The sequence below is a fragment of the Zhongshania sp. genome (assembly GCF_041584495.1).
In the GTDB taxonomy this organism is placed as follows: domain Bacteria; phylum Pseudomonadota; class Gammaproteobacteria; order Pseudomonadales; family Spongiibacteraceae; genus Spongiibacter.
The window spans coordinates 35,954-61,973 of sequence record NZ_JBFHDY010000003.1; the positions used below are offsets into that span (position 1 = coordinate 35,954).

General features: G+C 48.9%; 26 protein-coding genes. 10 read left to right on the forward strand and 16 right to left on the reverse strand.

Annotated elements, in window-relative coordinates; genetic code table 11:
- Window positions 1-66 precede the first annotated feature (66 nt).
- Together ABYP33_RS01020 and ABYP33_RS01025 are read right to left on the reverse strand one after the other, a co-directional pair.
- On the reverse strand, window positions 67-456 hold the full coding sequence (locus tag ABYP33_RS01020) for a DUF6491 family protein (protein ID WP_373087309.1): 390 nt from the start codon (window positions 454-456) through the stop codon (window positions 67-69).
- Between the two features lie 90 nt (window positions 457-546).
- A complete protein-coding gene (locus tag ABYP33_RS01025; protein ID WP_373087311.1) occupies window positions 547-2,973 on the reverse strand; it encodes an ATP-dependent helicase in 2,427 nt (808 codons plus the stop codon).
- Between the two features lie 226 nt (window positions 2,974-3,199).
- On the opposite strand from ABYP33_RS01025, the gene ABYP33_RS01030 reads away from it, so the two are divergent.
- The 4 genes from ABYP33_RS01030 to ABYP33_RS01045 all read left to right on the forward strand — a co-directional run bounded on the left by ABYP33_RS01030 (window position 3,200) and on the right by ABYP33_RS01045 (window position 6,473).
- Complete coding sequence (locus ABYP33_RS01030) at window positions 3,200-3,781, forward strand: TetR/AcrR family transcriptional regulator (RefSeq protein ID WP_373087314.1); 582 nt, start codon at window positions 3,200-3,202, stop codon at window positions 3,779-3,781.
- Window positions 3,782-4,034: 253 nt separating this feature from the next.
- The gene (locus ABYP33_RS01035) at window positions 4,035-4,832 is read left to right on the forward strand and encodes an enoyl-CoA hydratase-related protein (protein WP_373087317.1); all 798 of its coding nucleotides are present in this window, start codon (window positions 4,035-4,037) and stop codon (window positions 4,830-4,832) included.
- Between the two features lie 75 nt (window positions 4,833-4,907).
- Window positions 4,908-6,131 carry an NAD(P)/FAD-dependent oxidoreductase gene (locus tag ABYP33_RS01040; protein WP_373087320.1) on the forward strand — a complete coding sequence of 408 codons (1,224 nt, stop codon included), beginning with the start codon at window positions 4,908-4,910 and terminating at the stop codon, window positions 6,129-6,131.
- A gap of 21 nt (window positions 6,132-6,152) precedes the next feature.
- Entirely contained in the window at window positions 6,153-6,473 is a 321-nt protein-coding gene (locus ABYP33_RS01045) for a 2Fe-2S iron-sulfur cluster-binding protein (protein ID WP_373087323.1), read from the forward strand.
- An 89-nt stretch (window positions 6,474-6,562) separates the two neighbouring features.
- Here the strand turns inward: ABYP33_RS01045 and ABYP33_RS01050 are convergent, their stop codons facing one another.
- The 8 genes from ABYP33_RS01050 to ABYP33_RS01085 all read right to left on the reverse strand — a co-directional run bounded on the left by ABYP33_RS01050 (window position 6,563) and on the right by ABYP33_RS01085 (window position 11,522).
- Window positions 6,563-7,333 (reverse strand): acetoacetate decarboxylase family protein, encoded by a 771-nt coding sequence (locus tag ABYP33_RS01050; protein ID WP_373087325.1) that lies wholly within the window; start codon window positions 7,331-7,333, stop codon window positions 6,563-6,565.
- Window positions 7,334-7,372: 39 nt separating this feature from the next.
- Window positions 7,373-7,771 (reverse strand): hypothetical protein, encoded by a 399-nt coding sequence (locus ABYP33_RS01055; protein WP_373087443.1) that lies wholly within the window; start codon window positions 7,769-7,771, stop codon window positions 7,373-7,375.
- Complete coding sequence (locus tag ABYP33_RS01060) at window positions 7,684-7,998, reverse strand: hypothetical protein (protein ID WP_373087328.1); 315 nt, start codon at window positions 7,996-7,998, stop codon at window positions 7,684-7,686. The genes ABYP33_RS01055 and ABYP33_RS01060 overlap by 88 nt, the downstream gene beginning before the upstream one ends.
- The gene (locus ABYP33_RS01065; protein ID WP_373087331.1) at window positions 7,995-8,231 is read right to left on the reverse strand and encodes a Rieske 2Fe-2S domain-containing protein; all 237 of its coding nucleotides are present in this window, start codon (window positions 8,229-8,231) and stop codon (window positions 7,995-7,997) included. The genes ABYP33_RS01060 and ABYP33_RS01065 overlap by 4 nt, the downstream gene beginning before the upstream one ends.
- Window positions 8,232-8,501: 270 nt before the next feature.
- Window positions 8,502-9,104: a TetR/AcrR family transcriptional regulator gene (locus ABYP33_RS01070; RefSeq protein ID WP_373087334.1), complete on the reverse strand. Its 603-nt coding sequence runs from the start codon at window positions 9,102-9,104 to the stop codon at window positions 8,502-8,504.
- Window positions 9,105-9,230: 126 nt separating this feature from the next.
- On the reverse strand, window positions 9,231-9,611 hold the full coding sequence (locus ABYP33_RS01075) for a hypothetical protein (RefSeq protein ID WP_373087337.1): 381 nt from the start codon (window positions 9,609-9,611) through the stop codon (window positions 9,231-9,233).
- Entirely contained in the window at window positions 9,604-9,999 is a 396-nt protein-coding gene (locus ABYP33_RS01080) for a response regulator (RefSeq protein ID WP_373087340.1), read from the reverse strand. The genes ABYP33_RS01075 and ABYP33_RS01080 overlap by 8 nt, the downstream gene beginning before the upstream one ends.
- A complete protein-coding gene (locus ABYP33_RS01085) occupies window positions 9,996-11,522 on the reverse strand; it encodes a PAS domain S-box protein (protein ID WP_373087343.1) in 1,527 nt (508 codons plus the stop codon). The genes ABYP33_RS01080 and ABYP33_RS01085 overlap by 4 nt, the downstream gene beginning before the upstream one ends.
- 314 nt (window positions 11,523-11,836) lie before the next feature.
- On the opposite strand from ABYP33_RS01085, the gene ABYP33_RS01090 reads away from it, so the two are divergent.
- Complete coding sequence (locus ABYP33_RS01090) at window positions 11,837-12,787, forward strand: cytochrome P450 (RefSeq protein ID WP_373087346.1); 951 nt, start codon at window positions 11,837-11,839, stop codon at window positions 12,785-12,787.
- Complete coding sequence (locus ABYP33_RS01095; protein WP_373087349.1) at window positions 12,784-13,083, forward strand: cytochrome P450; 300 nt, start codon at window positions 12,784-12,786, stop codon at window positions 13,081-13,083. The genes ABYP33_RS01090 and ABYP33_RS01095 overlap by 4 nt, the downstream gene beginning before the upstream one ends.
- Before the next feature lie 64 nt (window positions 13,084-13,147).
- Here the strand turns inward: ABYP33_RS01095 and ABYP33_RS01100 are convergent, their stop codons facing one another.
- Window positions 13,148-13,687, reverse strand: coding sequence for an outer membrane beta-barrel protein (locus tag ABYP33_RS01100; protein WP_373087352.1), 540 nt, complete (start codon window positions 13,685-13,687; stop codon window positions 13,148-13,150).
- Window positions 13,688-14,035: 348 nt separating this feature from the next.
- Here ABYP33_RS01100 and ABYP33_RS01105 point away from each other — a divergent pair, with 348 nt between their 5' ends.
- On the forward strand, window positions 14,036-14,647 hold the full coding sequence (locus tag ABYP33_RS01105) for a pseudouridine synthase (protein WP_373087355.1): 612 nt from the start codon (window positions 14,036-14,038) through the stop codon (window positions 14,645-14,647).
- Between the two features lie 117 nt (window positions 14,648-14,764).
- Complete coding sequence (locus tag ABYP33_RS01110) at window positions 14,765-15,850, forward strand: EAL domain-containing protein (RefSeq protein WP_373087357.1); 1,086 nt, start codon at window positions 14,765-14,767, stop codon at window positions 15,848-15,850.
- A gap of 7 nt (window positions 15,851-15,857) precedes the next feature.
- On the opposite strand, the gene ABYP33_RS01115 is transcribed toward ABYP33_RS01110, so the two are convergent.
- The gene (locus ABYP33_RS01115; protein WP_373087360.1) at window positions 15,858-16,832 is read right to left on the reverse strand and encodes a diguanylate cyclase; all 975 of its coding nucleotides are present in this window, start codon (window positions 16,830-16,832) and stop codon (window positions 15,858-15,860) included.
- A 54-nt stretch (window positions 16,833-16,886) separates the two neighbouring features.
- On the reverse strand, window positions 16,887-21,047 hold the full coding sequence (locus tag ABYP33_RS01120; protein ID WP_373087363.1) for a response regulator: 4,161 nt from the start codon (window positions 21,045-21,047) through the stop codon (window positions 16,887-16,889).
- Between the two features lie 311 nt (window positions 21,048-21,358).
- On the opposite strand from ABYP33_RS01120, the gene ABYP33_RS01125 reads away from it, so the two are divergent.
- Complete coding sequence (locus ABYP33_RS01125) at window positions 21,359-21,715, forward strand: hypothetical protein (protein ID WP_373087366.1); 357 nt, start codon at window positions 21,359-21,361, stop codon at window positions 21,713-21,715.
- 143 nt (window positions 21,716-21,858) lie between these two features.
- Here ABYP33_RS01125 and ABYP33_RS01130 read toward each other — a convergent pair whose 3' ends face one another.
- Entirely contained in the window at window positions 21,859-22,140 is a 282-nt protein-coding gene (locus ABYP33_RS01130) for a hypothetical protein (protein WP_373087369.1), read from the reverse strand.
- Between the two features lie 279 nt (window positions 22,141-22,419).
- On the opposite strand from ABYP33_RS01130, the gene ABYP33_RS01135 reads away from it, so the two are divergent.
- On the forward strand, window positions 22,420-23,235 hold the full coding sequence (locus ABYP33_RS01135; RefSeq protein WP_373087372.1) for an enoyl-CoA hydratase-related protein: 816 nt from the start codon (window positions 22,420-22,422) through the stop codon (window positions 23,233-23,235).
- A 31-nt stretch (window positions 23,236-23,266) separates the two neighbouring features.
- On the opposite strand, the gene ABYP33_RS01140 is transcribed toward ABYP33_RS01135, so the two are convergent.
- Together ABYP33_RS01140 and ABYP33_RS01145 are read right to left on the reverse strand one after the other, a co-directional pair.
- Complete coding sequence (locus tag ABYP33_RS01140; protein ID WP_373087375.1) at window positions 23,267-24,778, reverse strand: SpoVR family protein; 1,512 nt, start codon at window positions 24,776-24,778, stop codon at window positions 23,267-23,269.
- A complete protein-coding gene (locus ABYP33_RS01145) occupies window positions 24,775-25,998 on the reverse strand; it encodes a YeaH/YhbH family protein (RefSeq protein ID WP_373087378.1) in 1,224 nt (407 codons plus the stop codon). Before ABYP33_RS01145 ends, ABYP33_RS01140 begins: the two co-directional genes overlap by 4 nt.
- Window positions 25,999-26,020: the final 22 nt, after the last annotated feature.

Below are 26,020 nucleotides of genomic sequence, written 5' to 3' on the forward strand. Positions count from 1 at the left end.
ATTAGAGCCTTTTGGGCCAACACATGCCTTACCTGCGTGGCCACCCTGTGGGTGAAGCAGTAGAACTTACTCGCTGGGATACACTATAGAGATTGTCTCGATCGCGCAGCGGCTTAGCGCTTCAGAGTTACTGGCAATCACGTCATCTATCCGCATTAATGCGTTGCTAATCGGTTTAAAGGCAAGCTGCTCTGCACTGCGCAGCGCGGTACAGTTTTTTCTTAAACTCAGCAAATAGTGTTCATCACTGTTGTTGCTAAAAATTAGGTGGCGATCGTCTAGATACTGCCAACCGGTAACCTGATAGGCGTCAACGGCTTCCACACTCTCGCCAGGGCGATAACCGTATTCCGCCAAGCGTTCGTCCAGCGCCGGTTCGTCTTTGACTAGGGCGCAGCCGATAAGCGACACCGCTAAAATTTGAGCAAGCCCTATTTTTATATATTGTAAGTTCATATCCGCCTCGGGGAATGAATGCACACAAGTCTATGTACATTACTCAGACCCCACCACAGCGTCGAGGTTCGATACAGCCAATATGCCAGCTCAAGGGATTTTTTTTGCCTGAAACAAATCGAGACGAAAAGTCTTGCGCCCGGCACTAAAATTAACCGCAATGGTGTGCTTATCTATGGCGAGTACTGCACCTCGGCCAAATTTTTCGTGCGCCAGTATATCGCCAACGCAAAAATCTTTAGCACTGGCCGCGGCACCTACTAGTGCAGCATTCACCGCGGACTTCGGCGCGGGCTGCAATACCCGCGACACTAATAAGCGGGGGAAAAAGCGTTTTGTACTGGCAAAGCTCACCACCAAACCAACTGCGTCAATATCGCTTACGCGCCCAAGGCCATGATGTTTATGCTGCAGGTAGGCGCCCAGCTCAGGGTATCCGACCGAGCTTACTGCGGTATTTGCCTGCCAGTCGGGCACAACCGCATCTAAGTACCGCTGCGCCACGCTGGCAGAAGGGCTACCGCGCGGAGGCAGATCAAATTGACGTGCACCTGTCGCTATCTGCGAACTAAGGCGCTGCGCCAAATCCAGATCCATCTCCGCCAAAAACGGGCTCGGAAGCTGGTGCAACTCCGGGCGCTGGTCAGTCGTCCAGCCATTTGTCGCATCCAGCCCCGGCGCAAATAAATACAAGGCTTTTATCGCCCGTGTCATTGCAACGTACATTAGGCGGCGCTCAGCCTCCAAATGGTCAAGCGCTTGTCGGCGTCGATTACCCGCCTGGTAGGGCATATAGTGGGCGCTCAAATTAGGGAGTAGGACAACAAGCCACTCTAGCCCCTTGCTGCGATGCATGGTGGTGATGGTTACCGCCCCAGCGGTCGTAACCGCGCGGCCACTCTGATCACTCAATTCGGTCAGCATGGCTAAAATGGCGCTCGGCGCTTGGTCTCGCTGCAGCGCGACAAACTCAATAAAGGCGCTTACCGTGGCAGCACGATTCTCGCCATCTTCTCGATTTAGCGCGTTATCTCGCATTAAGCTCAATAGATCGAGATCATTTACAAAGCGGCTTAGCCCCCGCCCCGCTCCGCGCTCCCCAACTAACTGCGCCAGCACCGTGGCAAGGCTTTGCAGGCGTTTTTCTTGATAAAAGGACAAGCTGTCTTCCGAGCGGTGTAAGGCGCTAAAGTCGCTCAGCACTATGCGCTCGGCGTAGCCCCGTAACACCTCGTGACGAATCTTTAGCTCGCAGAATTTTAATATATTAAATAGTTGCTGATGCTGTTCAGCGGGGTCCTGGCTGGTAAATTCCCCCGCCATTAAGCGCAACAGACTCATTAACACCTTAATTTCGCTGCGCTCAAGCACCCGGCTGCCACCCATGACCCGATTGGGAATACCCCGTTTAAGCAAAGCCAATTCGACCGGCGCAGCTTGAGCCCAAGTCCGGCATAAGAACGCCATATCACTGTAAGCCCGCCCCTCCGCCCGCTGTGCTTCGCAGGCCTGAGCGAAAACCGCGCCATCGGGGTTTTGCAAACAAAGTTCAACATGGCTAGGCGCAACGGAGTCTGCGCTGATACAAAGCAGTGGATCACGACGCTGATTATGGCTAATCAACTGAGCAGCCGCCAATGCCAGCTGGTGACCGTAGCGGAAGGTACGCGAAAGTTGATAAGACTGATGGGGATAAGTATCGCCAAAATAACTGAGCATATATTCAGGTTTGGCGCCGCGAAACTCATAAATACACTGATCCGCGTCGCCCACCACCTGCAATTGCGCGCGCTCCCCAGCCAAGGTCTTGAGCATAAAAAACTGGATATCATTAATATCCTGAAATTCATCTACAACAAACAACTCTACGCGGTTAGCCAAAAAGTCAGCCAATGTCGGCTCATTGGCAATCAGCCGACAGGGATCGTAAAGAAAATCGGCAAAGCTCACCCTTGCCGCCGCCTTGCGCCACTGCTCAAAGCGTGCAAAAGCTTCAATGAATAGCTGATACTGCTCAGGGTAGCCACCAAGCGCAAAGCTAACTTCCGGTGCCGCCAAGCTTGATTTGGCGAGGTCGACGAATCCAGCAAAAGTATCCAGCCACTGCTGTTGCTCATCGCGAATCGCCGCACGTAGCGCCGATGTGCCCGCTGCCGCTTGCAAGGCCTTGAGCATCTCTAAGCCCGCTTGCACATCACCGAGGGGGGTGGGATCAAAAGCCGCTAAATGCCCTTCTTTGGCCAGCGACATCGCCAAATTACGTCCCATGGCATGAAAAGTGCGCACCGGCGGCAGCTGAGCATTTGCACCCGCCGCAATACGGAGCTTATGACTAAAATCCTCTTGCGCCGCTTTATTGAACATAACCACTCGAATTAAACGCGGGTCCATACCCTCGCGTAAGCGCGCCAAAACGTAGGCCACCATAGTGCTGGTTTTTCCTGCGCCCGCCACCGCCATAACGCGCGCGTGGCCGCCACGATGACGAGTAATACATTGCTGCTCTTCGGTAAGCATAGAAAACGCAAGACACAAAAAAGGCCTTGCAGGATAGCAAGCTTGGCTCTGCGCTTCACTCCCCATTTCCTTAGATGACGGTAAGACCATGCCAAATGCAACTGCCTAATGGCCTCACAGACTTCGGTATGCGGGTACTCTCTGCTACAATTTAATTCACCCGAATAGCACTGAAATGGCTTTTATAAATAAGTACGCAATGTGGCACAAGCTTAAGGACACTGTAGTGGGCAGACCCTCAAAACCTATTATAACGAAAGAGCTGGCCGCCAAAGCAGCCCTCGCGGTCATCGACAGCCAAGGTATCAGGGGCATGAGCTTACAGCTGGTTGCCCAAAATTTAGGGGTAAAGGCACCATCGCTTTATTACCACTTTAAAAACAAGGCTGAATTACTCACCGAGGTCGCTAGATCGCTGCTAACCGAAGCCCGTATTCCAGAAAAGCAGCATTTCGAGGATTGGCGTGACGCGATAAGCACCCTAGCCCTTGCTACCCGGAAGTCAATCTTACAACACCCTAAAGCAGCACCATTGCTCTTGGAGTTCTTCCCCCGGCACCTCATGCTAAATAGCTATGACTACTGGGTAGGTCAATTCGACCTCCCCATAGAGCAGCGTTTGCTGGTCATTGATGGCGTGGAAAAATTGACCTTTGGGTCGGCTATGCTCGGCGCTAGCGGCAACGAACCAATGCCGTCGTTTTCACCTGAGCTATTCCCGCATTTACACGCGGCTGCCGCCGCCAATGAACTGGACGAAAGCACCATGTTTGTCACCACCCTAAAAGCATTTCTAAACGCCTTTTGATTAATGGTGGACAATAGCGAAAGACTTTGCAATTCGCGCCAGATAAAGTGCACAACACTTAAACTTACCAGAAAAACATTACGATTTGCTAAAACAGCAGAAAAATTGGCGATTATATGGCGATTGCAATGGAACATCTAAGCCAAGCCATGCAGAATACGTGGCTCATTATTTCACGGCAAATGTCAACAGTGATCACATACCAGCAGTGAGCGATCACCAACAGCGCAACAATAAATGTAAGGCACGGTTAATGGACTTTCAGCAAATACAGGTCGAAATACACGGGGCAGTGGGCGTACTAAGCTTAAACGCCCCCGACAAACTGAATGCACTGACGCCCTTAATGGTAAGCGAGATCGGTACCGCCATAGATCATATATCGCAACAATGCCGAGCAATGATAATCACCGGTGCAGGCCGCGCTTTTTGCTCAGGCGCGTCTTTAGACCCCAAGAACCCACTTAGCCCTGTTGACCAAGATGCCCGCGCAAGAGACCTCGGTTTAGTACTCGAACAACAGCTCAACCCCATAATGCTCAAACTCAAAAATTTAGACATTCCGTGGATTAGCGCCGTGCGTGGCGCGGCAGCAGGATTTGGCGCGTCGCTAGCCTTAGCTGCCGACATGGTTTTGGCTAGTGAGACCGCTTATTTCGCCCAAATTTTTTCCAAAATCGGCCTTGTTCCAGACGGCGGTGCTACCCACCTGCTCAGCCGAACCATTGGCCGCGTGCGGACCATGGAATTAATGCTCTTAGGTAACCGACTGAGTGCAGAAAACGCCCTGACGTGGGGGCTGGTTAATCGCGTGGTTGAAGACCAGCAGCTCGAAGAGCAGGCTTTTGCACTAGCGACCACCTTGGCCAACGGCCCCAGCCAAGCTCTGGGCATGACCCGCAAGGCAATATGGGCAGCCACCGACGACAGCTGGGAGTTAACGTTAGAACATGAGCGCGAACAGCAAAAAATTGCGGGCCGTAGCAAAGATTTTGACGAAGGCCTCGCGGCATTCACCGAGAAGCGTCCTGCGGTGTTCAACAGCCAATAACAAGGATTTACCGTAATACCAGTAGTGCGGCAATGCCACACCGAAAATTGAACAAAACCAAGCGAGAATATATTTATGAGTGAACATTGTATAATCATTGGCGCAAGCCACGCAGCAGCCCAATTAGCCACTAGCCTGCGCCAAGAGGGGTGGGAAGGCAAAATTTCTATCGTCGGTGACGAGCCATACATGCCGTACCACCGCCCGCCACTATCAAAAGCGTTCTTTGTCGGCGAGAAGACTGAAGACGAGCTATTGATTCGCGCTGCCAACTTTTACGAAAAAAACAATATCGATCTCCTACTCGGCTGTAGAGTGGACCGCATTGATCGCGATGCCAAGAAAATCATCCTGCAGGACGATGCTGAGATTGCCTACACTAAGCTGGCGATTACAACCGGTGCGCGAGTACGAAAAATTCCCTTTAAAGGTAGCGAGTTAGCGGGCGTATTTTATATGCGCGACCTTAACGACGTTAAGCAAACCCACAAATTTACCGGCAAAGGTAAATCTGCGGTCATTATCGGCGGCGGCTATATTGGCTTAGAAACAGCGGCATCGCTGCGCAAGATTGGTATGTCGGTTACGGTTATCGAGGCCATGAGCCGCGTTCTACAACGTGTTACCGCACCTGAAGTCTCTGCGTTCTACACCCGCGTCCACACCGAAGAAGGTGTCGATATTCGCACCGATGCTGGCGTAGACGCCATTACAGGTGAGCAACATGTGGACGGCGTCCGCCTCAGTGACGGCACCACCATACCCGCCGACCTCGTCATTATTGGCGTTGGCGTAATACCCAATATTGAAATCGCTGAGGCTGCGGGCCTAACAATCGACAATGGTATTGTGGTTGATGAACATGCACGGACCAATGACCACGATATTCTTGCCGCAGGCGATTGCACTAATCACTACAACCCCATTTACCAGCGTAAACTGCGCCTTGAGTCAGTGCAAAATGCCACCGATCAAGCAAAAATTGCCGCTAAAACCATCTGCGGTAAGCTCGAGACCTACAATACACTACCTTGGTTCTGGTCTGATCAATATGATTTGAAACTGCAAATTGCGGGTTTGTCGCAAGGCTTTGACCAAGTCATTATTCGCGGCGACAGTGAAAATAGCCGCAGCTTTGCCGCCTTTTACCTCTGTGAAGGACGCTTAATTGCGGTAGATGCAATCAACCGCCCCAAGGAGTTTATGACCACTAAGCGCGCCTTGAGCACTGGACAAACTGCCGACCCTATAAAACTTGCTGACGATGCAATCGACATCAAAGACGCCTTTACCAATTAATATCAAGTAAGAGAGAAAAGCATGCCTTTAATTATTTTCAAATCTCACGACGGTGAAACCAAAGAAGTTCACGCCGAAGCTGGCACCAGCGTTATGCAGGCTGCGGTTGATAGCGGTATCGACGGTATTCTTGGCGAATGCGGCGGTTCTTGCAGCTGCGCGACCTGCCATTGCTACATTGACCCAGCTTGGGTGGCTAAAGTCAGCCCAGCAGACAGCACTGAAGTCGATATGCTCGAATGCGTCCTCGAACCTAAGGAAACTAGCCGCCTAAGTTGCCAAGTCATCCTCACCGACGAAATGGATGGCATTATCATCGATATGCCTGAGTCTCAGTACTAAAGCCCGTCCGCATTGAGCCCTGAACGCTGTTTACTCCACACACGTAGTGATCAAACAGCGTTCAACAACCTCCCCCTCTGCTAAAGCCTTTAATTGCTTATCGGTCCACCATTTTCCCCCGGCCACCGAGAACCGCCAATAGTGTCGGCAAAGGGGTGAAAACCGTCCTCATCCACCGGGCCTTCCAAGGTAATTTGACGGTCTAAAAACACCGGCGTCCACAAATGGGCTTGCGGTTCGCTACCCGGTGGCAAGCAACTCGCCACCGGGTCCCAAGGGCTGTCATTCAAACGTAAATTACCCTCCAGCTTTTCGACAAAAGCCGTGCCATATTTACTGTAAACGCGAATAACATGAGGCGGAAAATCATAGTCAGCCTTGGTAATATCAACACCGCGTAAACATTTGATCCACCACTCATTGGTTTCAAACTCAGGGGGGATTTCACCCGCGCCACTGACCTTTCCGTGGTATTCCAAGAACGTGTAACCCCGGTGGGTGACGCAGGCAGAAATCGTATCCACAAGGCGGAAACATTTGGTTTCGGCGTAAAATTTCAGCTGGCCCCAGCGCTCATGACTACCAAAGATTGCGGCTTCTTGGTCAATGCCAATGCCGAGGGTGTATTCACCCTCTATACCATTGTATATCGCCTCAACATTGACCATGCAGCCGTATTCGGGCTCGTTCAACACCGGAAAATTGTAGATGGTGATAGTGACTTTTGGATTTTTCCCCGGTGAAATTCCGGGTGGCAACAAAGCCGCGATATTGGCTAGATCCGTTAAATAGCTGACTTTCAACATTGGCCAGCTGAGAATTTCTCCGGGAACCGTAACGGGCGAAACAGGCGTCGTCATAATACGTCCTCGTTATTATTGGTTAGCGTTTGACCGAGCTTAAGCAAGATAAAACTGTTTGGACCACTTGCGGTATTTGGCGATTGGACCATCACCATCGCAAAGTGTCGGCTCTTCGAGATAGACCTTATTTTCCCAAACTGGAATATCCTGATTCACCTGATGCACGATCTCATCGCGGAAGGCGTTGGCATAAAGTGTGTGCGCATCACTCTGCTGATTAGGCAGAGTGAAACAAAAGCGCATATGGATGTTTTGGTCGTCAATTGGGGTGATTGTGCCCATCATAACGACATCAAACAGCCGCGAGAATTTTTGATAGATGAGCCCAGGACCATAGGACCAAGCTTCTAAGCGGCCCTCATCATAGCTCTGACCACTGCGATCAATATTGCCAAATCGTCCATCGCCTCTTGCTTGCTGGCCATTAGGGTGCAGCGAGTGTGACCATTCATCGTCACCACACCCTGAGGCATTTCTGGTGAGTTGTGTACGGTAACAAAGTGCGCGATATCTGCGGCGTTTTCACCGATTTCCTGAATAATCGAATTAATTTCCCACGCGAAGGTGTCGACGTCAGTCCACTCCAGTGAGTGCAATTCGGCAATGGTGTGCACCTCAAAACTCGGCTCGGCACCTTCTGGATGATACCAAGCCCAGATCATTTGATTACCCTCAGTAACGGGTAGTGGCCAATAGCTTGTTTACCATCAACCTTTGGCGGCATATTTTTGGCGTAGGGCACCTTGGTACAATAACCCTCGCCATTAAACTCCCAAGCGTGAAATGGGCAGCTGATACTCTCGCCCTTAACAACACCGCCATGGCCCAGGTGAGCGCCCAAATGCGGGCAATGCGCATTTAACAGAGTGACTTCACCTGATTCTGTGCGAAACATAAACTTTCCAATAAGGACAAACAAAAGGTAACCTAAGTATAAAAAAAGTATATGGCTTCCATTTCAAGGTCAAGTAAGGTTTGTAAAAATTGAATTACGGATCATTAATCCGAGGCGAGACAATGCCTTTCGGCGGAACAGCGGTAGCCGCAAATACTGCACTCGCGGCTTATTTAGAAGGAATTTCAGTAGAACAGAGCAAAATACTAAATCTAAGCGCCATGGCCACCAAACCACGACACGCCTGACACTGTGGGCGAATAACGTTCCTTAAGGGGTGGCGAGCATGCTACTTACAATAAAACCCCGCAACTGAGTGAAGCGCTCTTGGGTGTTGTAATTATCATCGTGCAGCCAATTCAGGGTAATGGCATTCGCCATACCCACCGTCATTTCTGCACAGAACTCCGGGGTGATACCAGGCTTTAACTGAGATTGGCTATTACTGTATAGCCGATAAAAATAGCTATTCATAAACGCCAATTGGCCCGCCCCCTGACTTAAATTAGTCGACAAGGAACCCACTAAATAAGCAATTAACTCGCGCTCTAACTTACTAGCGGTACTATTGCGCGTCGCCAAAACCCCTAGAATATAATCGAGTTGTTCCGCTAAGTCGCCGGATGTCGCAATCGCCTCACTCACCAAGTCATCGGTACGCTGCAACAACTCAGACTGGCATATATCGACCATTAAATCGTGCTTGGATGCGTAATAATTGTAAAACGTCTTCTTGGCAATATCGACACAGTCGCAAATAGCATCAATAGTGATGCCTTCTACGCCGTAGCGCGCGATAAGGCGCAGGGTCTGTTCCGAGATACTCTCCCGAACGGCCTTCTTCTTACGCTCACGGCGTCCAAGCTGTGTCACTGGCAATTACCCACCCCAATATTTTCGTCGAAGCAGAGATAGTAACGTATGCACAGCGCTTAGGCCAAGATCGCCATCAACTTGCGATTTGAGACCCGCCTTATTTGTGCGACTCATGAAGTAAGATCAAGTATTCAAATTAATTGGTGGGGCATTGATATCACCCGACTTCACCACATCTAGGATCTCGTTTAAGATCAGAGCAATCTCTGCGATTAGCATCATCTCAATGTCAGTGGCCTGTAATACAGCTTGAATTTTTATCTGCACTTGATTACTTAAACGATCTATCGGTTTGACATTCAAAATACTTGAGGTTCCCGCTATTGCATGCACTTTCCGGTAAACATCGCGCAACAACTCGGGCGAATAATTGCTAGCAATATAATCCTGCCACAGGCTTAAAACAGGTAACACCCGTTCATATAAATTGGCAATATACTCCGCCTGCAACGTCGCCAGCTGAGTATCGATGCTCGGCTTTTCGTTTAACTCACGGTCACTCATAACACGCAGCCCATATTGCCCGCACATCATCGGCCAAGGTCATCGGATTAAAGGGCTTGCTTATCACGTTTGCTGCACCAAGACGTTTAAATTGTTCCACTTCATCGGCTTGCACTTTTGCAGTAATAAACACCACCGGCGTCGTTTTGAACTCCGGCAGATCTCTAATCTTACAAAGTATTTGCGGGCCATCCATACCGGGCATCATCACATCAAGAATAATTAACTGCGGCATAAAGTCGTGAATTAAACTCAAACCTTCTTCGCCGCCGGCGCAGGTGATGACATTTAAGCCGCCCACTTGACGCAGAGCAATCTCAGCCACCAAACGAATATCTGGCTCATCTTCAATATACAAAACTCGTTCAAGCTCTGGGCATGTCGTCATTGCGGACTACCCTGCCGCTGTAATTGTTGTTTTAGATCAACATGGAATTCCGTGCCTTTGCCAACCACTGTGTCAAAAGAAAGCTCACCATGATGCCGTTCAATAATAGCTTTTGAAATATGTAAGCCCAAGCCGGTGCCGCTCATTTCGCGTTTATCTGAGGTATCTGCCTGGGTGAACTTTTCAAATACTCTGTTCTGAAAATCGAGGGGAATGCCAGGGCCATAATCTCGCACCGTAATCCGGATGCCATCATTCCTGCGCCTAGCTTCAATCTCTATTTGTGAGTTCTGATGAGAAAACTTTGCCGCATTAGACATTAAATTGCTCATCACCTGCATAAGACGATCTGGGTCCACATAAATATGGAGTTTTCTCGGACAATCCATTAACACAAATTTGACGTGATGCTTTTCCGCATAAGCTTGATTATCAGAAATCGCAGTTTCTAAAAACGAATGCAATAGTACTCGTCTAAAATTTAACTTCATTTTTTCCGATTCAATTTTAGAGATATCTAAAATATCATTAATCAATAACAATAAACGATCACTGTTCTTGTGAGCGATGGTAATGAGTATTTTCTCCTGATCGGACCCCTTGGCCACAGCCTTACCTATAATCAGTTCTAACGATGCCTTGATTGACGTTAGCGGCGTTCGCAGCTCATGACTTACCGTGGCAATAAATTCATCTTTAATACGCTGCTCATGTACTCTGCGCATCGCCTCTCGGAGCTTTTCTTCGGTTTCTTTACGTTCTGAAATATCCCGAACAATGCCGGTGAACATACGCTGACCGTTGACTTCCATCTCGCTGATGGCCAATTCCAATGGAAACGTGTTGCCGTCTTTTCGAAGACCAGTAACCTCTCGACCAATACCAATAATTTTCTTTTCGCCGGTATGAAGATAATTCTTTAAGTATTGATCGTGTTCATGCCGATACGGGTCGGGCATCAGCATCGAAACATTCTTACCGCTAAGCTCATCTAAACGGTAGCCAAATATTTTTTCGGCCGCAGGGTTAACCGTCTCAATACAACCGCGATCACTAATGGTGATAACACCATCGACAATGGTGTCGAGAATTGCCTTGGTGCGGGTCAACAATTCACGGAGCTTCTCTTCAGTGGCCTTGCGCAGCGATATATCGCGGACGATGCCAGTAAACATACGCTGGCCATTCACTTCCATTTCACTAATAGCCAACTCTAGAGGGAAGGTACTGCCGTCTTTCCGTCGGCCAGTGACCTCGCGACCAATACCAATAATTTTCTTTTCGCCGGTACTAAGATAATTACTAAGGTAGCTGTCGTGCTCACGTTGATAGGGGTTTGGCATCAACATTGAGACATTTTGACCACTGAGCTCATCTAGACGGTAGCCAAATATTTTTTCTACCGCAGGATTAACGGTTTCAATTAAGCCGTGATCACTAATCGTAATCACGCCATCTACGATTGTCTCTACAATCGCCTTTGTACGTGACAGTAAATCATTGACCGCGTCCTGCCCCTTCATGCATTCCCCTGAATTTTTTAACAAATAGCCCACTGCTACAAAGAGTGTAGCTATGTGAACTATCTCAGTAACTGGGAAATATACTTACGAAACTCGGAGCCTGCCAAAAACGCGCCTCAGACCAAATGCAAGCAATTGATACTTAACACTAAATTATATTTTTTACACATTAGCCTATACCGGCCAAGCCCCATGTTAAAGTTAACTTGTGACTATAATTACACTTCAGCATATTTTTTAGGGCAAAAACATCGCGACTTCCGTTCGCGTATAAGCTCGCCAGTTCCAAAAAATATAATACGAGGATAGCCAGTATGCCCCAAGCGCTGCCAGAATCAGCCCCAATCGAAACCTTATTCGACCCGACATCAATGGCATACAGCGAGAATCCCGGGCCGCAATGCCTCGCCATAGCCGAACGCGGCCCCCTCGTATGGTATGCCCCGTGGCAGGCCTGGATTATGACCCAAATGCCCGACATCATGGACTGCTGGAAGCGGGAATACCTCTCCTCAGACTTCTACGACTGGGAATTTGCACCACCGCGCCCCACTGAAGAAAACTGGAATAATTTCGAAAAAGCCCTGGTTGGCCACAGCCTGCTAGCCGATCAAGGCCATCATCGTTTGGTTCGTCGCATCACCGCACCAGCATTTTCGCGCAACGTCGTTGAGAATATTCAGCGCCGCCTTGAGCCTCATGTTAAAAAGCTATTTGATGAGATTGGCGAGCCTGAGAGTTTTGACTATATCGAGGAAGTCGCGAGACACATTCCCTTTATCTCGATAACCGCCATGATCGGCGTACCAGAAAAATATTGGCCCGCGATGAAGCGGGTAACCATGACGTTTACCGAAACATGGAACCCAACCATTTCTGAAGAGCGCAGGCTACGCGCGCAAGACGACAGCAATAAAGCCATCGATATTCTGCAAGAGATAATAGCCGAGCGCCGCAAGGACCCTGTAGACGGTGACTTTCTCACCACCCTACTTAAAATTGAAGCTGAGAATGAGAAATTTAATGAGTGGGATATTATTACGTTAATTTTGGCGCTAATTGGCGCTGGCGCAGACACCACGCTGGTAGCCCAGCAGTGGTCGGTTTATACCTTGCTAAAAAATCCCGATCAAATCCCCTTAGCACTAGCCTCGGCCGATGCCTTTGCGAATGCCTTTAGCGAAATAATGCCTGGTCAGGCAACGCTAAAATGGGCTTTGCTCGGTATGCCCCAGCAGATATGGCGCTTCTGGGCCAAGAGGTGAAAAAGGGAAAGATGGTTTTGATGATGCCCCACCTCAAAGATCACAACCCCGAGTATTTTGACGAGCCAGAGAAGCTGGATGTTCGCCGCGTATTCGACCCCGATGTGCTCTTTGGCTACGGGCCACGCTTTTGCATTGGCGCAGCACTTGCTAAACGCCAACTGTACTTAACACTAAGTGAACTGTTTAAGCGTTTTCCTAAACTCAGACTTGCTGAGGAGCCAGAAAAAAGCTTAGAAGATCATAATTCTGTGGTGTTTAAGGCATTAAAACTCAACACCAACTGCAGCAATTAAGTATTCACTATCTGCGCACCTAATACAGGCAGTAGCGTGCCTGTATTAGGTTTAAGCTCAAGTCTTACATTGCGAAGTAAAACTTCGCCCCCAAAGACAGCATGTCGACATCAGTGTCGTCGATATCGTAACGGTCAAAGCCAACGGTAAGATGAAGTTCGCGACTCACCTGAAAGGCCGCGCCAATGCCAAAATAGATATCAGTGCCATCGTCACTTTCAGTAGACTTCAAACCACCCAAAGTATTAGTAGTATCAGAGTCCCATGCAATTAGACCAGCCCGCCCTGTTAGCTCAAAACCTGGCTGCAGAGGAATAAACAAACCTAAGCCAGCGAATCCGCCAGTAGTCTCACGAGAAAACAAGTCTCCAGACACTTCGCCTAGATCAACATAGCCCCCCTCAATCGCGACATTCGGTCCCATACGCACACCAATGCCCATGGTATAACCATTGTCTTCGTCATCAACATTAGAACCGCTGTCCAAATCGTAACTGGTTTTACCAAACTGGCCAGTAACATACATTGTCGCCGTCTGCGCCAGTGCCGACACAGGTAATACTGCAGCCATCAATACCGCTGCCAAACCCAAGTTCTTATTCATAACGCTTTCCCCGCATAAATAATAGTAAAGACCAGCAAAAATACTGGTACTTCAACGCGCAGACTAGCCTGAGTGATTTATGACACCCCCCAATACATACCCGTGCGCCGCGTCGATCATAGCAAGAGCGCCTCTACTTCCGCTAGATGCTGTCATGGAAAAGGGCCAGGTAAGCGACAGCCTCAAGCCCCTAAGTATTCGCCGAGTGAATCCCGTATACTGTCAAATTAATTTGGCCAGTGATGGCCAACCATTGCCCCAATTCGCCACCGGTTTATGCCTACATCAACTCCCACTTTAGCAGATAACTTCGTAGCCCCGCCTTGCGCAGAAAAGATCAGTATTCTGATGCAAGATGAGCACATCTTGCTGATAAATAAACCCAGCGGCCTACTTAGCCTGTCGGGCAAAAATCCGCTTAACAAGGATTCGGTTCACTATCGCCTAGTTCAACAATTTCCGACTGCGACACTGGCCCACCGCCTCGATTTAGGCACCTCAGGCCTAATGATTATTGCCCTAAATAAGTTCGCAAACGCCAAGTTGACCACGCAATTTCAGCAGCGTAGCATTGACAAAACTTATATCAGCGTAGTAGCCGGTCTCGTACAAGATGACACTGGCTATATAGAAGCGCCTATTGCCAAAGATCTGGCAAACTTCCCTGTGCAAAAGATTTGCTTTGCCACCGGCAAGCCGGCACAAAGTCATTATCAGGTTTTAGAACGCCTGAATAACCCACCTCGCAGCCGCATCAAGTTTACCCCGCAAACCGGTCGAACCCACCAGCTTCGCATCCACAGCCAGGCACTAGGTCACCCCATATTAGGCTGCGACCTTTATGGTACAGCGCAAACAAGAGCCATGGCCGCGCGCTTACTGCTCCATGCAGACAATATTGTGTTTCGCCACCCAATAAGCGCTGCACCAATTAACGTGCACAGCCCCTGCCCATTTTAACAGCCCCGATAGCCCCGTTTGGCATGACCTAGGCCGTCGCTTCGGTTATATTTATTGCGATTGCTACTTTTGGCGCGCCCGCAGCGGCGGTCCCATACAAAGCGGATAAGTCCTAATATGGATAGTTGTTATTATTTGGAAAGCTTTAGTAGAAGCTCGGATTTCCCCCAGCAAATACCCTTTGCCGCACAAGCTACGTCTATCGGTCGCGGTGCCGACAATGATATTGTCATTCACAATGCAGCGCTCTCTCGCCGTCATGCCCGCCTAGAATTAGTCAATGACAAACCAGCTCTCACCGACCTGGGCAGTACCAACGGCAGTTTTGTCAATCGCCAACGCATTAGCCAAACCACGCCGTTAAAATTGGGCGATGTAGTGCACTTTGCCGGTGTTGAATATTGCCTGAAACAACGGAATTTAGCGGCAAACACGGATTGCGATGACCACACCAAAATTTCACACCGCACACTGCCCCGCCATTTTCCCGTTCTTGGCAGCGAGTTCTTAACGCTATTAACCAAAGCCCAAGTAACAAGCTACCAACAGGCGATAATGGACTGTCACGGAAATATCTTTGGCCACGAGCTACTGGGCCGAGGACGACATCCCACCCTAGACGAAAACCCCTATGCGCTGTTTTTAATCGCAGCGCAAATGGGCAAAGAAATTGAACTCAGCGAGCTTTTTCGCCAGCGCAGTTTCGCTCAAGCCAAAAGTGCCAATATCCGTACCCCACTGTTTTTCAACTGCCACCCACTGGAATGTCAAGAGCCAGACAAACTACTTGCAGGCTTACGCAGGCTGCGACACCAATACCCAGACCTACGTTTAATTTTCGAAGTTCACGAAGCCGCAATAACCGACCTAAACATTATGCGGCGTATTCGTGCTGGCTTAAGGGATTTGGACATCAACTTGGCCTACGATGACTTTGGCGCTGGCCAAGCCCGCCTATTAGAGCTAGCCGAAGTGCCTCCAGACATCCTCAAATTCGACATCAGTTTAGTAAGAGGCGCTGGCGATCAGCACTCTGTACATTACAAGCTACTGTCGTCGCTTAATGCGATGGTGCAGGATATGGGTATATCCACCCTAGCGGAAGGTGTCGAGAGCCAGGCCGTTGCCGATGCCTGCGCCGGAATGGGCATCAACTATTTTCAAGGCTACTACTTTGGCCGACCAACTGAAATAAAACCTTAAGCTACCGCTATACGCCGAACCCTTTAGCTAAAGAGGTACCTGCCACCCGATTACGCCCGGTTTGCTTTGCCTTGTACAATTGTTCGTCCGCTGCTCCCAGCAAAACGTCTTCTGACTCCCGTTCACTCGGCACAATAGTCGCGACACCGACACTAATCGTGACCATATCAGCATTAGCAGACTGCGAATGCGGCATCGCTAAATTTTCTATTTGCAAGCGCAGGCTTTCTGCCTTGTTCATCGCACCGGCCAGATCGGTTTCAGGCATTAGGCAAACAAATTCTTCCCCACCATACCGCGCCGCTAAATCTCGGCCTCGCCAATTGCTCTCCGCCAGTGCGCTCGCCACGCGCTTCAGGCAATTATCTCCTTCCAAATGCCCGTAATGGTCGTTATATTTTTTGAAATGATCGACATCAATCATAATGACTGAAAGCGAATTTCCGCCCCGACGACACGCGCGCCACTCTGCATCTAAGCGCTCGTCAAAGAAACGCCGATTAGGGATACGAGTCAGGCCATCTATCGACGCCAATGCCCGCAACGCATCTGATTGCATTTTTAGCGTTAAATGTGTTTTTACCCGAGCACGCACTACAGCAGGGTTCACTGGCTTGGTAATAAAATCAACCGCGCCCACTTCCAAGCCACGCGTTTCCTCTTCGGGACTGTCTTGCGAGGTAACGAAGATTATGGGTATATTCTGAGTCTCAGCGTCTGCCTTAAGTATTTTACAGACTGCTATTCCGTCCATATCCGGCATCAACACATCAAGCAGAATTAAATCTGGCTGTTTTTGCCGGCACACATCAATTGCTTGTTGACCACTCGTGGCCATAAAGACTTCGCTATCCTCAGCAAAAACCTGATAAAGCGCCTGAATATTGACGGGCTGATCATCAACCACCAACAGCCGAGGGCGCTCTGATACCAACGTGCCGGAGTACAACCCAGGTGTCAGCGCGTGCTTAAGTTCACTCATAACCATAACCTGATATTGTGCATAGCGTGGTGATCAAATACATTACCGTAAAAATCAGTTATCCCTCATCATAGTTAAAGCCTCGAGCGCTGCGGCAAAATCAAGACTCGCCATGGCTTCCCGCACCTTAGTCGCTGGTTCGCTATCGACTGCAAATATAGCACGTAAACTCTCAAAACTGTCTAAAGCACTCATATTACTGTCTTTAAGAAGGCGCCCAAACTCATCAAGCTTGGCACTTATTTTCTCATCGATAACCGGCGGAGGCGTTATATCCCGCCCGGGCATCGCCAGTGCATCAGCAAGGTCAAGCATCACCTTACACGCATCCTCAAGATAAGCCTCGGTAGCATTTAGCAAGGTCTCTATAATCGGCAATTCAACTAGGCCTTTCGCCGCCATTTCAAGTTCAGAGAGTCGGCTCGCTAACGCCTGCGCACCCAATGTTCCCGCCACACCGCGCAACGTGTGTAGCTCTCGAACAGCGCCCGGTCTATTACCCTTTTGAATTAGCAAAAGAACTTTGCCAAGGTCATCACGGTGTCGACTGGCAAACATCCGCGCCTGACTTGCATACAACTCCCGATTATTACCTAAACGCAGCAAGGCTTCTTTAAATGCAAAACCAATGGGGGCTTCCGGTAGGTCTGCCCGCCCTTCACTTTTACTTGCTGCGTCACCCTGCGGATTCGACTTAGCGCGCCCGCAGACGGTTTGCAATACCGTCACAAGCTCAGCCAAATCAAAGGGTTTACCAATATGATCATTCATTCCCGCCGCTAAGCAGGCAGCGCGATCCGCAGGCATCGCATTAGCGGTCATCGCAACAATAGGTAAATAGCTCAATTTTAAGGTTTCGCGAATCTCTCGAGTCGCCGTATACCCGTCCATCACCGGCATCTGAATATCCATTAATACTGCATCAAAGGGCAAATTCGCATGACGAATACTGTCCAAGGCAATTTGACCATTATCAGCCACGACTACCTCAGCACCCTCGATTGCGAGCAGTTCCCGCGCAACCTGCTGATTAGTAATATTATCTTCCACCAAGAGTATACGCATACCAACAAGCCCATCATGAGTCGCATTCGATTGCTGTATACCCGTTTTATGCTCGGCCGATTTATCTGCCAATGCCTCTATAATTGTATTGTATATATCCGAGGCGGTGACCGGTTTCATCAAGAAGCCATCAAGCGCTGTGCTGATGGCTTCGTCCTGCTGTTCAAAAACCTCTTTTGCGTGCCCCGTTACCATCACAAGCCGCGGGCTTAGTGTGTCTGCACAAAGCGTTTGAATAGCACTTGCGGTCTGCCAGCCATCTAAACCCGGCATCATCCAATCAATAAAAACAATATCATAGGGCTTAGCTTCAACGAGACTCTGCTTAATCAGCTCCAAACCAATATTGCCGCTTTCCGCCTCTTCGACTTCCCAACCAAGGTTTTGACAAATTCCAGAAATAATCTCTCGCGCATGCGCATTATCGTCCAGAACGAGTAAACGAAGATTCTCGTATTCAACCGGCAGTGCCCGTTGCGCCAGCTCGCGCTGCGCCCCATCCTCTACCGGTTCAATAATAAGAGAAAACGAAAAAGTACTGCCCTTGCCCTCTTCACTTTCGACTTCTAATTCGCCACCCATCAGTCGAATTAATCGCTGGCATATCACCAGGCCAAGTCCTGTACCGCCAAACCGGCGTGTAGTCGCCGCTTCTGCCTGAGTAAAAGATTCAAAAACACGCTTTTGCTGATCGGCCGACATACCGATTCCAGTGTCGCTGACTTTAAACCCCAGCACCATGCTATTACTGCGCTCATGCTGTACGAAAACCGACAGCATTACCTCACCTTGCTCGGTAAATTTAACTGCATTTCCCGCCAAATTAATTAGAATTTGCTTTATACGCAATGAATCACCCAGCACGGTTTTAGGCACCGCAGGATCGATATTGAAAAGTATTTCAACGTTCTTATCACTAATATTCATGCTCAGAATAACAGCGATATCCTTCAATATTTCATCAATAGAAAACGGTCGTTTTTCAAGCAACAGTTTCCCGGCTTCTATCTTAGAAAAGTCAAGAATGTCATTAATAATTCCCAATAGCGCCTCGGCAGCACCGCTGGCCTTTAAGACATAATCTAACTGCCGATTGGTCATTTCGGTATATTTTAATAAATTCAGCATGCCCAACACGGCATTCATTGGAGTACGAATTTCATGACTCATATTCGCTAAAAATTCGCCCTTAGTCTTACTCGCCTCTTCAGCCAATGCCTTTGCTTTCAACAATTCAGTTTGCTGCTGTTTCTGTAAGGTAAGGTCGCGAGCAATGCCGATATAACCGCTTACCTTATTCTCCCTGTCGTACAATGTGTTGCTTTTAAGTAATACCGGAATTCTCACTCCATCCTTGCGAACAAACGTCCACTCCTTTTCATAATTCACATCTTGCGTAATAAGTTTGCCTTTACTGCCTACCAGCGTTTGATGATCTAACTTCGCTAACCGCTTTAACTCATCCTCTATTTCTTCTTTTACAAACATCACCTGCATGGTCTTTTTATTCACCATCTCACTCGCGCGATAACCAAGCATGGCCTCCGCTGCTGGGTTAAAGAGCGTTATGGTGCCGTCCGGCTTGTTCGCAAAAATCGCGTAGCCTGCGTTTGCTAAAATAGCGTCCTGCAACACCCCAGACGCTTCCAGCTCACTTGTCCGTGTGGCAACTTGCTCTTCTAAACGGTGGTTCATTTCAACTAATTGCGCCTGCGCCGCCTTCATATCGCTAATATCCCGAATAATATTAGCAGCGGCGAATATTATTCCGCTAGCGTCTTTAACGGGAGAAACGGTTATCGACACAAAAATAACTTGACCATTCTGATCACGACGATGCGTCTCAAAATTTGGAATCGTTTCACCATTAAAAACTCGCTTCCGAAGGATGACTGCCTCGTCCTCCAAATCTTCAGGTACAACCAAGCTGTTCATGGTCTTGCCGACAACCTGCTCTGTAGGGTAACCAAACATTCGCTGGGCGGCATCGTTCCAACTATGAATAACACCATCAACAGTCTCACTCACAATAGCATCATTAGACCCCTCAACAATCGCAGCCATTGACGAGTTCTGTCGTGCAGATTCTTCTCGGCGCCGGATATTTATTGCCATGAGGTACAAGAACACCAAGATAATCAACAACAAGCTAATCAATATAATAAGATTGTATGTTCGCGCCGCAGCCACTGTTTGATCTACGACACTTTCGGGCGCTAAAACCGCCACTCCCACGAAGTAATCGCCATCATAATAATTTTCGCGGGCCGCGATATAAAATAGACTGCCATCACTTATTCGATATAGTCTATTTTCTTTGCCACTGAACGTTCTATCAAATTCATCCTGCCAGCGAAATGGTGCACCCAATTCAAAGGCAAAAGCGCGACCAGCCTCCGGGTGCATAAGAAAATCGCCGTCAGAATTCACCAGATAAACATTCTCGCCTGACGAAAAATCTGCACCTATCGTTGCAAAAATATCGAGCAAATTTACATTTATGACGAGCACACCAAAAGCAATGCCCGCTTTATCGAAAACAGGAGTAGCAAGCCTTAAGGTTGGGATATGAGGAATTTCTATTTCGCCGAATTCACGATTAAGATCAATTTTTGATACATAAACCTCGCCAAGCGCCCTGTTAAGTGATTCAAAGAAATAATCTCGGTCAGCCTTTTGTTGTAATTGCGCAGCGTCAATCACTGCTATTTCCTGCCCTTTCCTATCAACACGAACCAGTTCACGCCCTTGATCAGCAACACCAATATAGCGAACTTGCTGAACGCCGGGCTGAATCTCTAAATAGCCAGAGAAAATTTCTTGCAAGCGCTGTTCCCACACTTCAGTAGCATTATTTACCTGAGGATCAATTCCGCCATTATTTTTCGCCCTAATAATACCTTGTATCGGCGGTGTGCCTGCTAGGAATAACGTATCCCTCTTCAACCGCTCAATACTCGCCATAAACGCTTTGCTGCGTTCGTCGACAGCATTGCGCAAATGATTTTCTAATTGGCGCTCTTCCTTTTTTCGAACGTTATGATCAGACACAGGGATCATTAATACGGTAAGTACAATGAAGAGCAACAAGGCAAGAAACAGGAACCTCATCGTAAACGTGGTGATAATTACCTTCAGCGCTTCAACCACTCAATTGCCTCTTTACACTTTATAGAACCAAAGCAGAGTATAGTCGCACGATACCTATACACCGTTCGTTGTCGGAACGAAACCAGCCTTGCCAGTAGATATAATGACTCGCCATGACAATTTTAGTTGCCAAAAATACTGTTACACGAAGTCGCACAGGCAAATAACCGTCATTTAGACTCAACAAAACAAAACAAAATCAGTGGCTTATAATAGCATATACGATTTATAGCACGAAGCATTCTCAATGCCAGCGATTTCTATTATGGTGGGTGAATTACCATCCTGAACGTTCAGAAGGGGGGACGCCCATGAACAGCAAGATAATTTATTCGCTTGCCGCACTTGCGATTGCTGTATATGCCATAGGATTTTTACGTTCGGACGTCCAAGAAAAGGCAGACTACCGTGTGAGTTGGCAACTTGTTGACGGCCAACTCATAGACGGCCCTAAAGCAATCGCGCTAGATCAGGGCCAGAAACTGATTCTTGTTGTGCACAGCAATCGGCCAGAACAGCTGAAATTGCAGGGTTATGATGAAACACTTCGACTCAAGCCTGATGCGCCCCAAGAGCTAAACATTCCGCTATCAAAAAGCGGCCACTTTAGATTGGAGCTGTTGCCCCACGGTACATTGCTAGGCACGCTTGACGTCAAGTCAGAGTAATATTGCGCGCCTTCTTCCCACAGTTATAATTCGGTCTTTAAAGCGCGTCACCCCAAGTTCAGCGCTACTCGCTTGCGCCAGGACGGCGCAGGGCAGTCCAAATTAGAACTCCTTCAATATTAGCGCGAATATGTCACCAATTTTCACATTGCAGCATGTACAAGTAGCGGCTCAGCCATCACAAGCCTAGCCAGTGCATCTATCTCATCGCCAACAAACGATTTGCGAGGGCAGCCGCAGGCCATTAAATATTGCAAAATCTCATCTAACGAACGCCTTTTCAGGGGCATCTCTTCATTTTCATAGATATTTAACACCCTTCCCTCTAGCGCAATTGCCGCCACATAAGCCCCACTAGGTAGTAGACGAATAAATACCTGGGACAACGGCAAGGCCGCAAGCTGATCAGTAAATACTTTGCTCATAAATCACCTTTTATTCTTAATAGCACACAAGATACTTTTCGTAACACCCGGTGTTATGCTACGTAAAAACCAAACAAATCAATGCACGAAAAATGGCCACCAAGTATTCAACATCACGCTTTATCGCGTAATCATCAGGGTTTAAGCAAAAACAAGGCCAACCTCCAGCCACAAACGCTGCGATACAGACACTAAGATCGACCTACGCTTTGATATACTGCGCAACAGACAAAATTAAGCGCCCTAATTTCCCGAAATCCCTCAAACTTGGAAACGAATATGAATTCAACACTTACACTCATCGACGCATCCCTCTCCGTCAACGCGGGCTATGCCACTCTCCGTTTTGAACGCGACGACCTCCGCAACGCTCTCACCGGCACAAACCTAATCAACGATTTGTGCAACACCATTGCCTGGGCCAATGCGAACAAAGCAATTTCAACGCTGATTATTACGGGCACAGGCAAAGCCTTCAGCTCCGGTGGCAATGTGAAAGAAATGCGCGACAAGCAGGGTATGTTTGGCGGTAGCCAAGCGGAAATCAGCGACAGTTACCGCAACGGCATTCAGCGCATATCTCGGGCTATGCACAGTGCCGAAATAGTAACCATCGCTGCGGTCAACGGAGCCGCGGTTGGTGCGGGCTTTGACTTATGCAGCATGGCCGATTTACGCATAGGTTGTGAACACACTCGTTTTGGCGAAACATTTATTAATCTAGGGATAATTCCCGGTGATGGCGGCGCGTGGTTTTTACAGCGCTTAGTAGGTTACCAACGCGCCGCGGAACTTAGCTTTAGCGGCCGGATCATTGACAGTAAGGAAGCTTTAGAAATGGGGATATTACTCGAATGTGTCGCTAGCGAGGAGTTAATGGCCACGGCAGAGGCTTACGCCCGAGATTATGCGACCAAGCCACCTTTGGCACTGCGGCAAACCAAACGTCTAATGAAGCTGGCCCAACGCCAAGAGTTAGGTGACTTTTTGGACGTCTGCGCCGATGTTCAGTCCCAATGTCACCACACCAAGGACCATCACCGCGCCGTTGACGCATTTGTGAATAAAACGACCGCCCAATTTGAAGGAAACTAATACGAACTAAGACTAGCCCTGCGGCTAGTCTTTAAACCGGAGAGACCTCGGTTTTATCAACAACGCCCTTGCCTTCTTCAAATACTTCCATGGTGACCTTAAAACCCCACAGGCGACTAAGATGCTTAAGGACTTCCGTGGCGTCGTCGGTAAGCGGCCGCTCCCGCAAGCGGTTATAACGCAACACCAAGGATCGGTCGCCCATGTGCTCGTAGCGCACAATTTGAATATCTGGCACTAAGACATCGCGATTATATTGTTTGGAGAGTAAGCGGCGCACCTCGCGGTAGCCTTCTTCATTGTGAATAGCCTCCACCCGCAAATGATCGGCCTTGTGCTCGTCAGCAATGGCGAACAAATGAAATTCGCGGATCAACTTAGGGGACAAATACTGGGCAATAAAAGACTCATCTTTGTAATTGCGCATGGCAAAGTCGAGCACCTCGCGCCAGTCCTTGCCAACAATATCAGGGAACCATTCGCGGTCCTCGTCATCTGGCTCTTCACAGATCCGCCGAATATCGCGCATCATCGCAAAACCTAAAGCATAGGGGTTTATCCCCGAATAGCCGGGGTGGTCAAAACCAGGCTGCATCACCACATTGGTGTGAGACTGCAGAATCTCGAACATAAAACCGTCATCAACCAAGCCGCGATCGTACATGCTATTTAACAAGGTATAGTGCCAAAACGTCGCCCAGCCCTCGTTCATCACCTTAGTTAATCCTTGGGGGTAAAAATATTGGGCCAGCTTGCGCACAATCCGCACAATCTCACGCTGCCAAGGTTCAAGGGTGGGCGAGTATTTTTCAATAAAATACAGTAGGTTTTCTTGTGGTTCGGGAGGGAATACGCGCTTTTTCTTTTTAACGCTGACGCCGTCGTCACGTTTCTGAGGCAATGTCCGCCAAATATCATCGTATTGTTTCCAGGCGTGCTCCTCGCGCTCATGCTGGCGCTGGAGTTCATCCTCTGCCGACAGTGGCGAGGGCCGATGAAAGCGGTCTACACCATGATCCATCAAGGCGTGGCAGGCATCCAAGGTCTCTTCTACCCGATCTTCGCCGTAGCGCTGTTCGCACTCAAAAATATACTTTCGAGCAAATACCATGTAATCGACAATGGCGTCGGCGCTGGTCCACTGTTTAAATAAATAATTACCTTTAAAAAAAGAGTTGTGCCCGTAGCAGGCATGGGCAATTACCAGCGCTTGCATGGGCATACTGTTATCTTCCATTAAATAGGCAATGCAGGGGTCGGAGTTTATCACCAACTCATAGGCCAGCCCCCGCTGACCGCGACGGTAGGCTTCCTCGTTTTGAATAAATTCTTTGCCGTAACTCCAATGCGCATAGCTTATTGGCAAACCCACAGAAGCGTAGGCGTCGAGCATTTGTTCCGAGGCAATCACCTCGATCTGATTGGGATAGGTATCGAGGCCATACTCTTTGGCGATAATGCCAATTTCTTTGTCGTAGCACCGCAAGAGCTCAAAGTTCCAATCACCACCCCGCGATAACACGCTGTCCTTCAATGGTCTCATGCAGTCTCCCTCTGAAACAGCTCCCGCAGCACGGGGTAGACGTCGCCACGATCCATCAATGTACTCATTGCGAAACTTGCGTCGCGAATTTGGCTATACGCCGCCGCCAGCGGAGTAATAATGCTAGGGCTGTCGGGTATTTCAACGTAGGCAAAATACCGGCACTGAGGCAGAATATCTTTGCTGAGACGCATCGCGCTGCGCTGGGGATCGCTGCCAAAGGCATCGCCGTCGGAAACTTGAGCACCATAGATATTCCACTGACTCGGCGAGTAGCGGTCTTCGAGGATTTCGATCATTAAATTAAGCGCCGACATCACCACGGTACCCCCAGTTTGGGGGTCGTGAAAAAACGCGTGTTCATCGACCTCCTCCGCATTGGAGGTGTGACGAATAAAGACCAGCTCGACGTGTTCGTATTTACGGCTAAGAAAGAGATAAAGCAAGGTAAAAAAGCGCTTGGCCAGATCTTTTTTCTGCTCCGACATCGACGCCGACACATCCATTAAGCAAAACATCACTGCGCGGCTAATTGGCTTGGGTTCTTTTACGCGATGACGAAAACGCAGATCATATTCATCAAGGAATGGAATTCGTTCAATCCGCTTTTCCAGTGCCTCAATTTCTTCCGCAGTGCCAGCGCCCGCTTTTAATTCGGCTAATTCACGGTTCAACGGTGCGCGCAGGGCTATGCGTCGCGCCATGGCATTTTGCAGGGAGCGCGGCACCGACAAATTTGCCGGCACCCCGCTTGGCGTGTAGCCCGCGCGGCGATAAGTAAACTGCTTTGAATCACCCAGCACATTGCGCGCCAAGCGGGGCAGTTCCAGATCGTCAAAAAACAGGTTCATAAACTCTTCTTTAGAGAGTGTGAACATAAAGTTATCTTGACCTTCCTCGCCCTGACCTTCGCCACTGCCAGAGCCACCGCCACCCCCACCAGAAGGAGGCTTAGCAATACGGTCACCGGTGGTAAACTCTTTATTGCCAGGGTGCACCATTTCGCGGTCACCACCGCGCCCAACGCGAAACTTTGGTTCGGAAATATCTTTTACTGGAATACCAACCTCGCCGCCCCGCGACATGTCGGTAATCGAGCGGTCGGCGACAATATCGGCGACCGATCTGCGCAGCTGCGCCTTGTAACGCCTGATAAAACGCTGGCGATTGCTGGCGTTTTTATTGCGATCATTCAGGCGGCGGTCAATGATCATTGACATATTACGCCTCTTTCATTGACTG

Excerpts from the sequence above, each read along its gene's own strand:
- ABYP33_RS01100 (WP_373087352.1), bottom strand. The coding sequence starts at position 13,687 with ATGAATAAGAACTTGGGTTTGGCAGCGGTATTGATGGCTGCAGTATTA.
- ABYP33_RS01020 (WP_373087309.1), bottom strand. The coding sequence starts at position 456 with ATGAACTTACAATATATAAAAATAGGGCTTGCTCAAATTTTAGCGGTG.
- ABYP33_RS01130 (WP_373087369.1), bottom strand. The coding sequence starts at position 22,140 with ATGAGCAAAGTATTTACTGATCAGCTTGCGGCCTTGCCGTTGTCCCAG.
- ABYP33_RS01140 (WP_373087375.1), bottom strand. The coding sequence starts at position 24,778 with ATGAGACCATTGAAGGACAGCGTGTTATCGCGGGGTGGTGATTGGAAC.
- ABYP33_RS01065 (WP_373087331.1), bottom strand. The coding sequence starts at position 8,231 with ATGTTTCGCACAGAATCAGGTGAAGTCACTCTGTTAAATGCGCATTGC.
- ABYP33_RS01080 (WP_373087340.1), bottom strand. The coding sequence starts at position 9,999 with ATGACGACATGCCCAGAGCTTGAACGAGTTTTGTATATTGAAGATGAG.
- ABYP33_RS01115 (WP_373087360.1), bottom strand. The coding sequence starts at position 16,832 with ATGAGTGAACTTAAGCACGCGCTGACACCTGGGTTGTACTCCGGCACG.
- ABYP33_RS01090 (WP_373087346.1), top strand. The coding sequence starts at position 11,837 with ATGCCCCAAGCGCTGCCAGAATCAGCCCCAATCGAAACCTTATTCGAC.
- ABYP33_RS01085 (WP_373087343.1), bottom strand. The coding sequence starts at position 11,522 with ATGAAGGGGCAGGACGCGGTCAATGATTTACTGTCACGTACAAAGGCG.
- ABYP33_RS01035 (WP_373087317.1), top strand. The coding sequence starts at position 4,035 with ATGGACTTTCAGCAAATACAGGTCGAAATACACGGGGCAGTGGGCGTA.
- ABYP33_RS01135 (WP_373087372.1), top strand. The coding sequence starts at position 22,420 with ATGAATTCAACACTTACACTCATCGACGCATCCCTCTCCGTCAACGCG.
- ABYP33_RS01025 (WP_373087311.1), bottom strand. The coding sequence starts at position 2,973 with ATGCTTACCGAAGAGCAGCAATGTATTACTCGTCATCGTGGCGGCCAC.
- ABYP33_RS01050 (WP_373087325.1), bottom strand. The coding sequence starts at position 7,333 with ATGACGACGCCTGTTTCGCCCGTTACGGTTCCCGGAGAAATTCTCAGC.
- ABYP33_RS01105 (WP_373087355.1), top strand. The coding sequence starts at position 14,036 with ATGCAAGATGAGCACATCTTGCTGATAAATAAACCCAGCGGCCTACTT.
- ABYP33_RS01110 (WP_373087357.1), top strand. The coding sequence starts at position 14,765 with ATGGATAGTTGTTATTATTTGGAAAGCTTTAGTAGAAGCTCGGATTTC.
- ABYP33_RS01040 (WP_373087320.1), top strand. The coding sequence starts at position 4,908 with ATGAGTGAACATTGTATAATCATTGGCGCAAGCCACGCAGCAGCCCAA.
- ABYP33_RS01145 (WP_373087378.1), bottom strand. The coding sequence starts at position 25,998 with ATGTCAATGATCATTGACCGCCGCCTGAATGATCGCAATAAAAACGCC.
- ABYP33_RS01060 (WP_373087328.1), bottom strand. The coding sequence starts at position 7,998 with ATGATCTGGGCTTGGTATCATCCAGAAGGTGCCGAGCCGAGTTTTGAG.
- ABYP33_RS01045 (WP_373087323.1), top strand. The coding sequence starts at position 6,153 with ATGCCTTTAATTATTTTCAAATCTCACGACGGTGAAACCAAAGAAGTT.
- ABYP33_RS01125 (WP_373087366.1), top strand. The coding sequence starts at position 21,359 with ATGAACAGCAAGATAATTTATTCGCTTGCCGCACTTGCGATTGCTGTA.
- ABYP33_RS01075 (WP_373087337.1), bottom strand. The coding sequence starts at position 9,611 with ATGAGTGACCGTGAGTTAAACGAAAAGCCGAGCATCGATACTCAGCTG.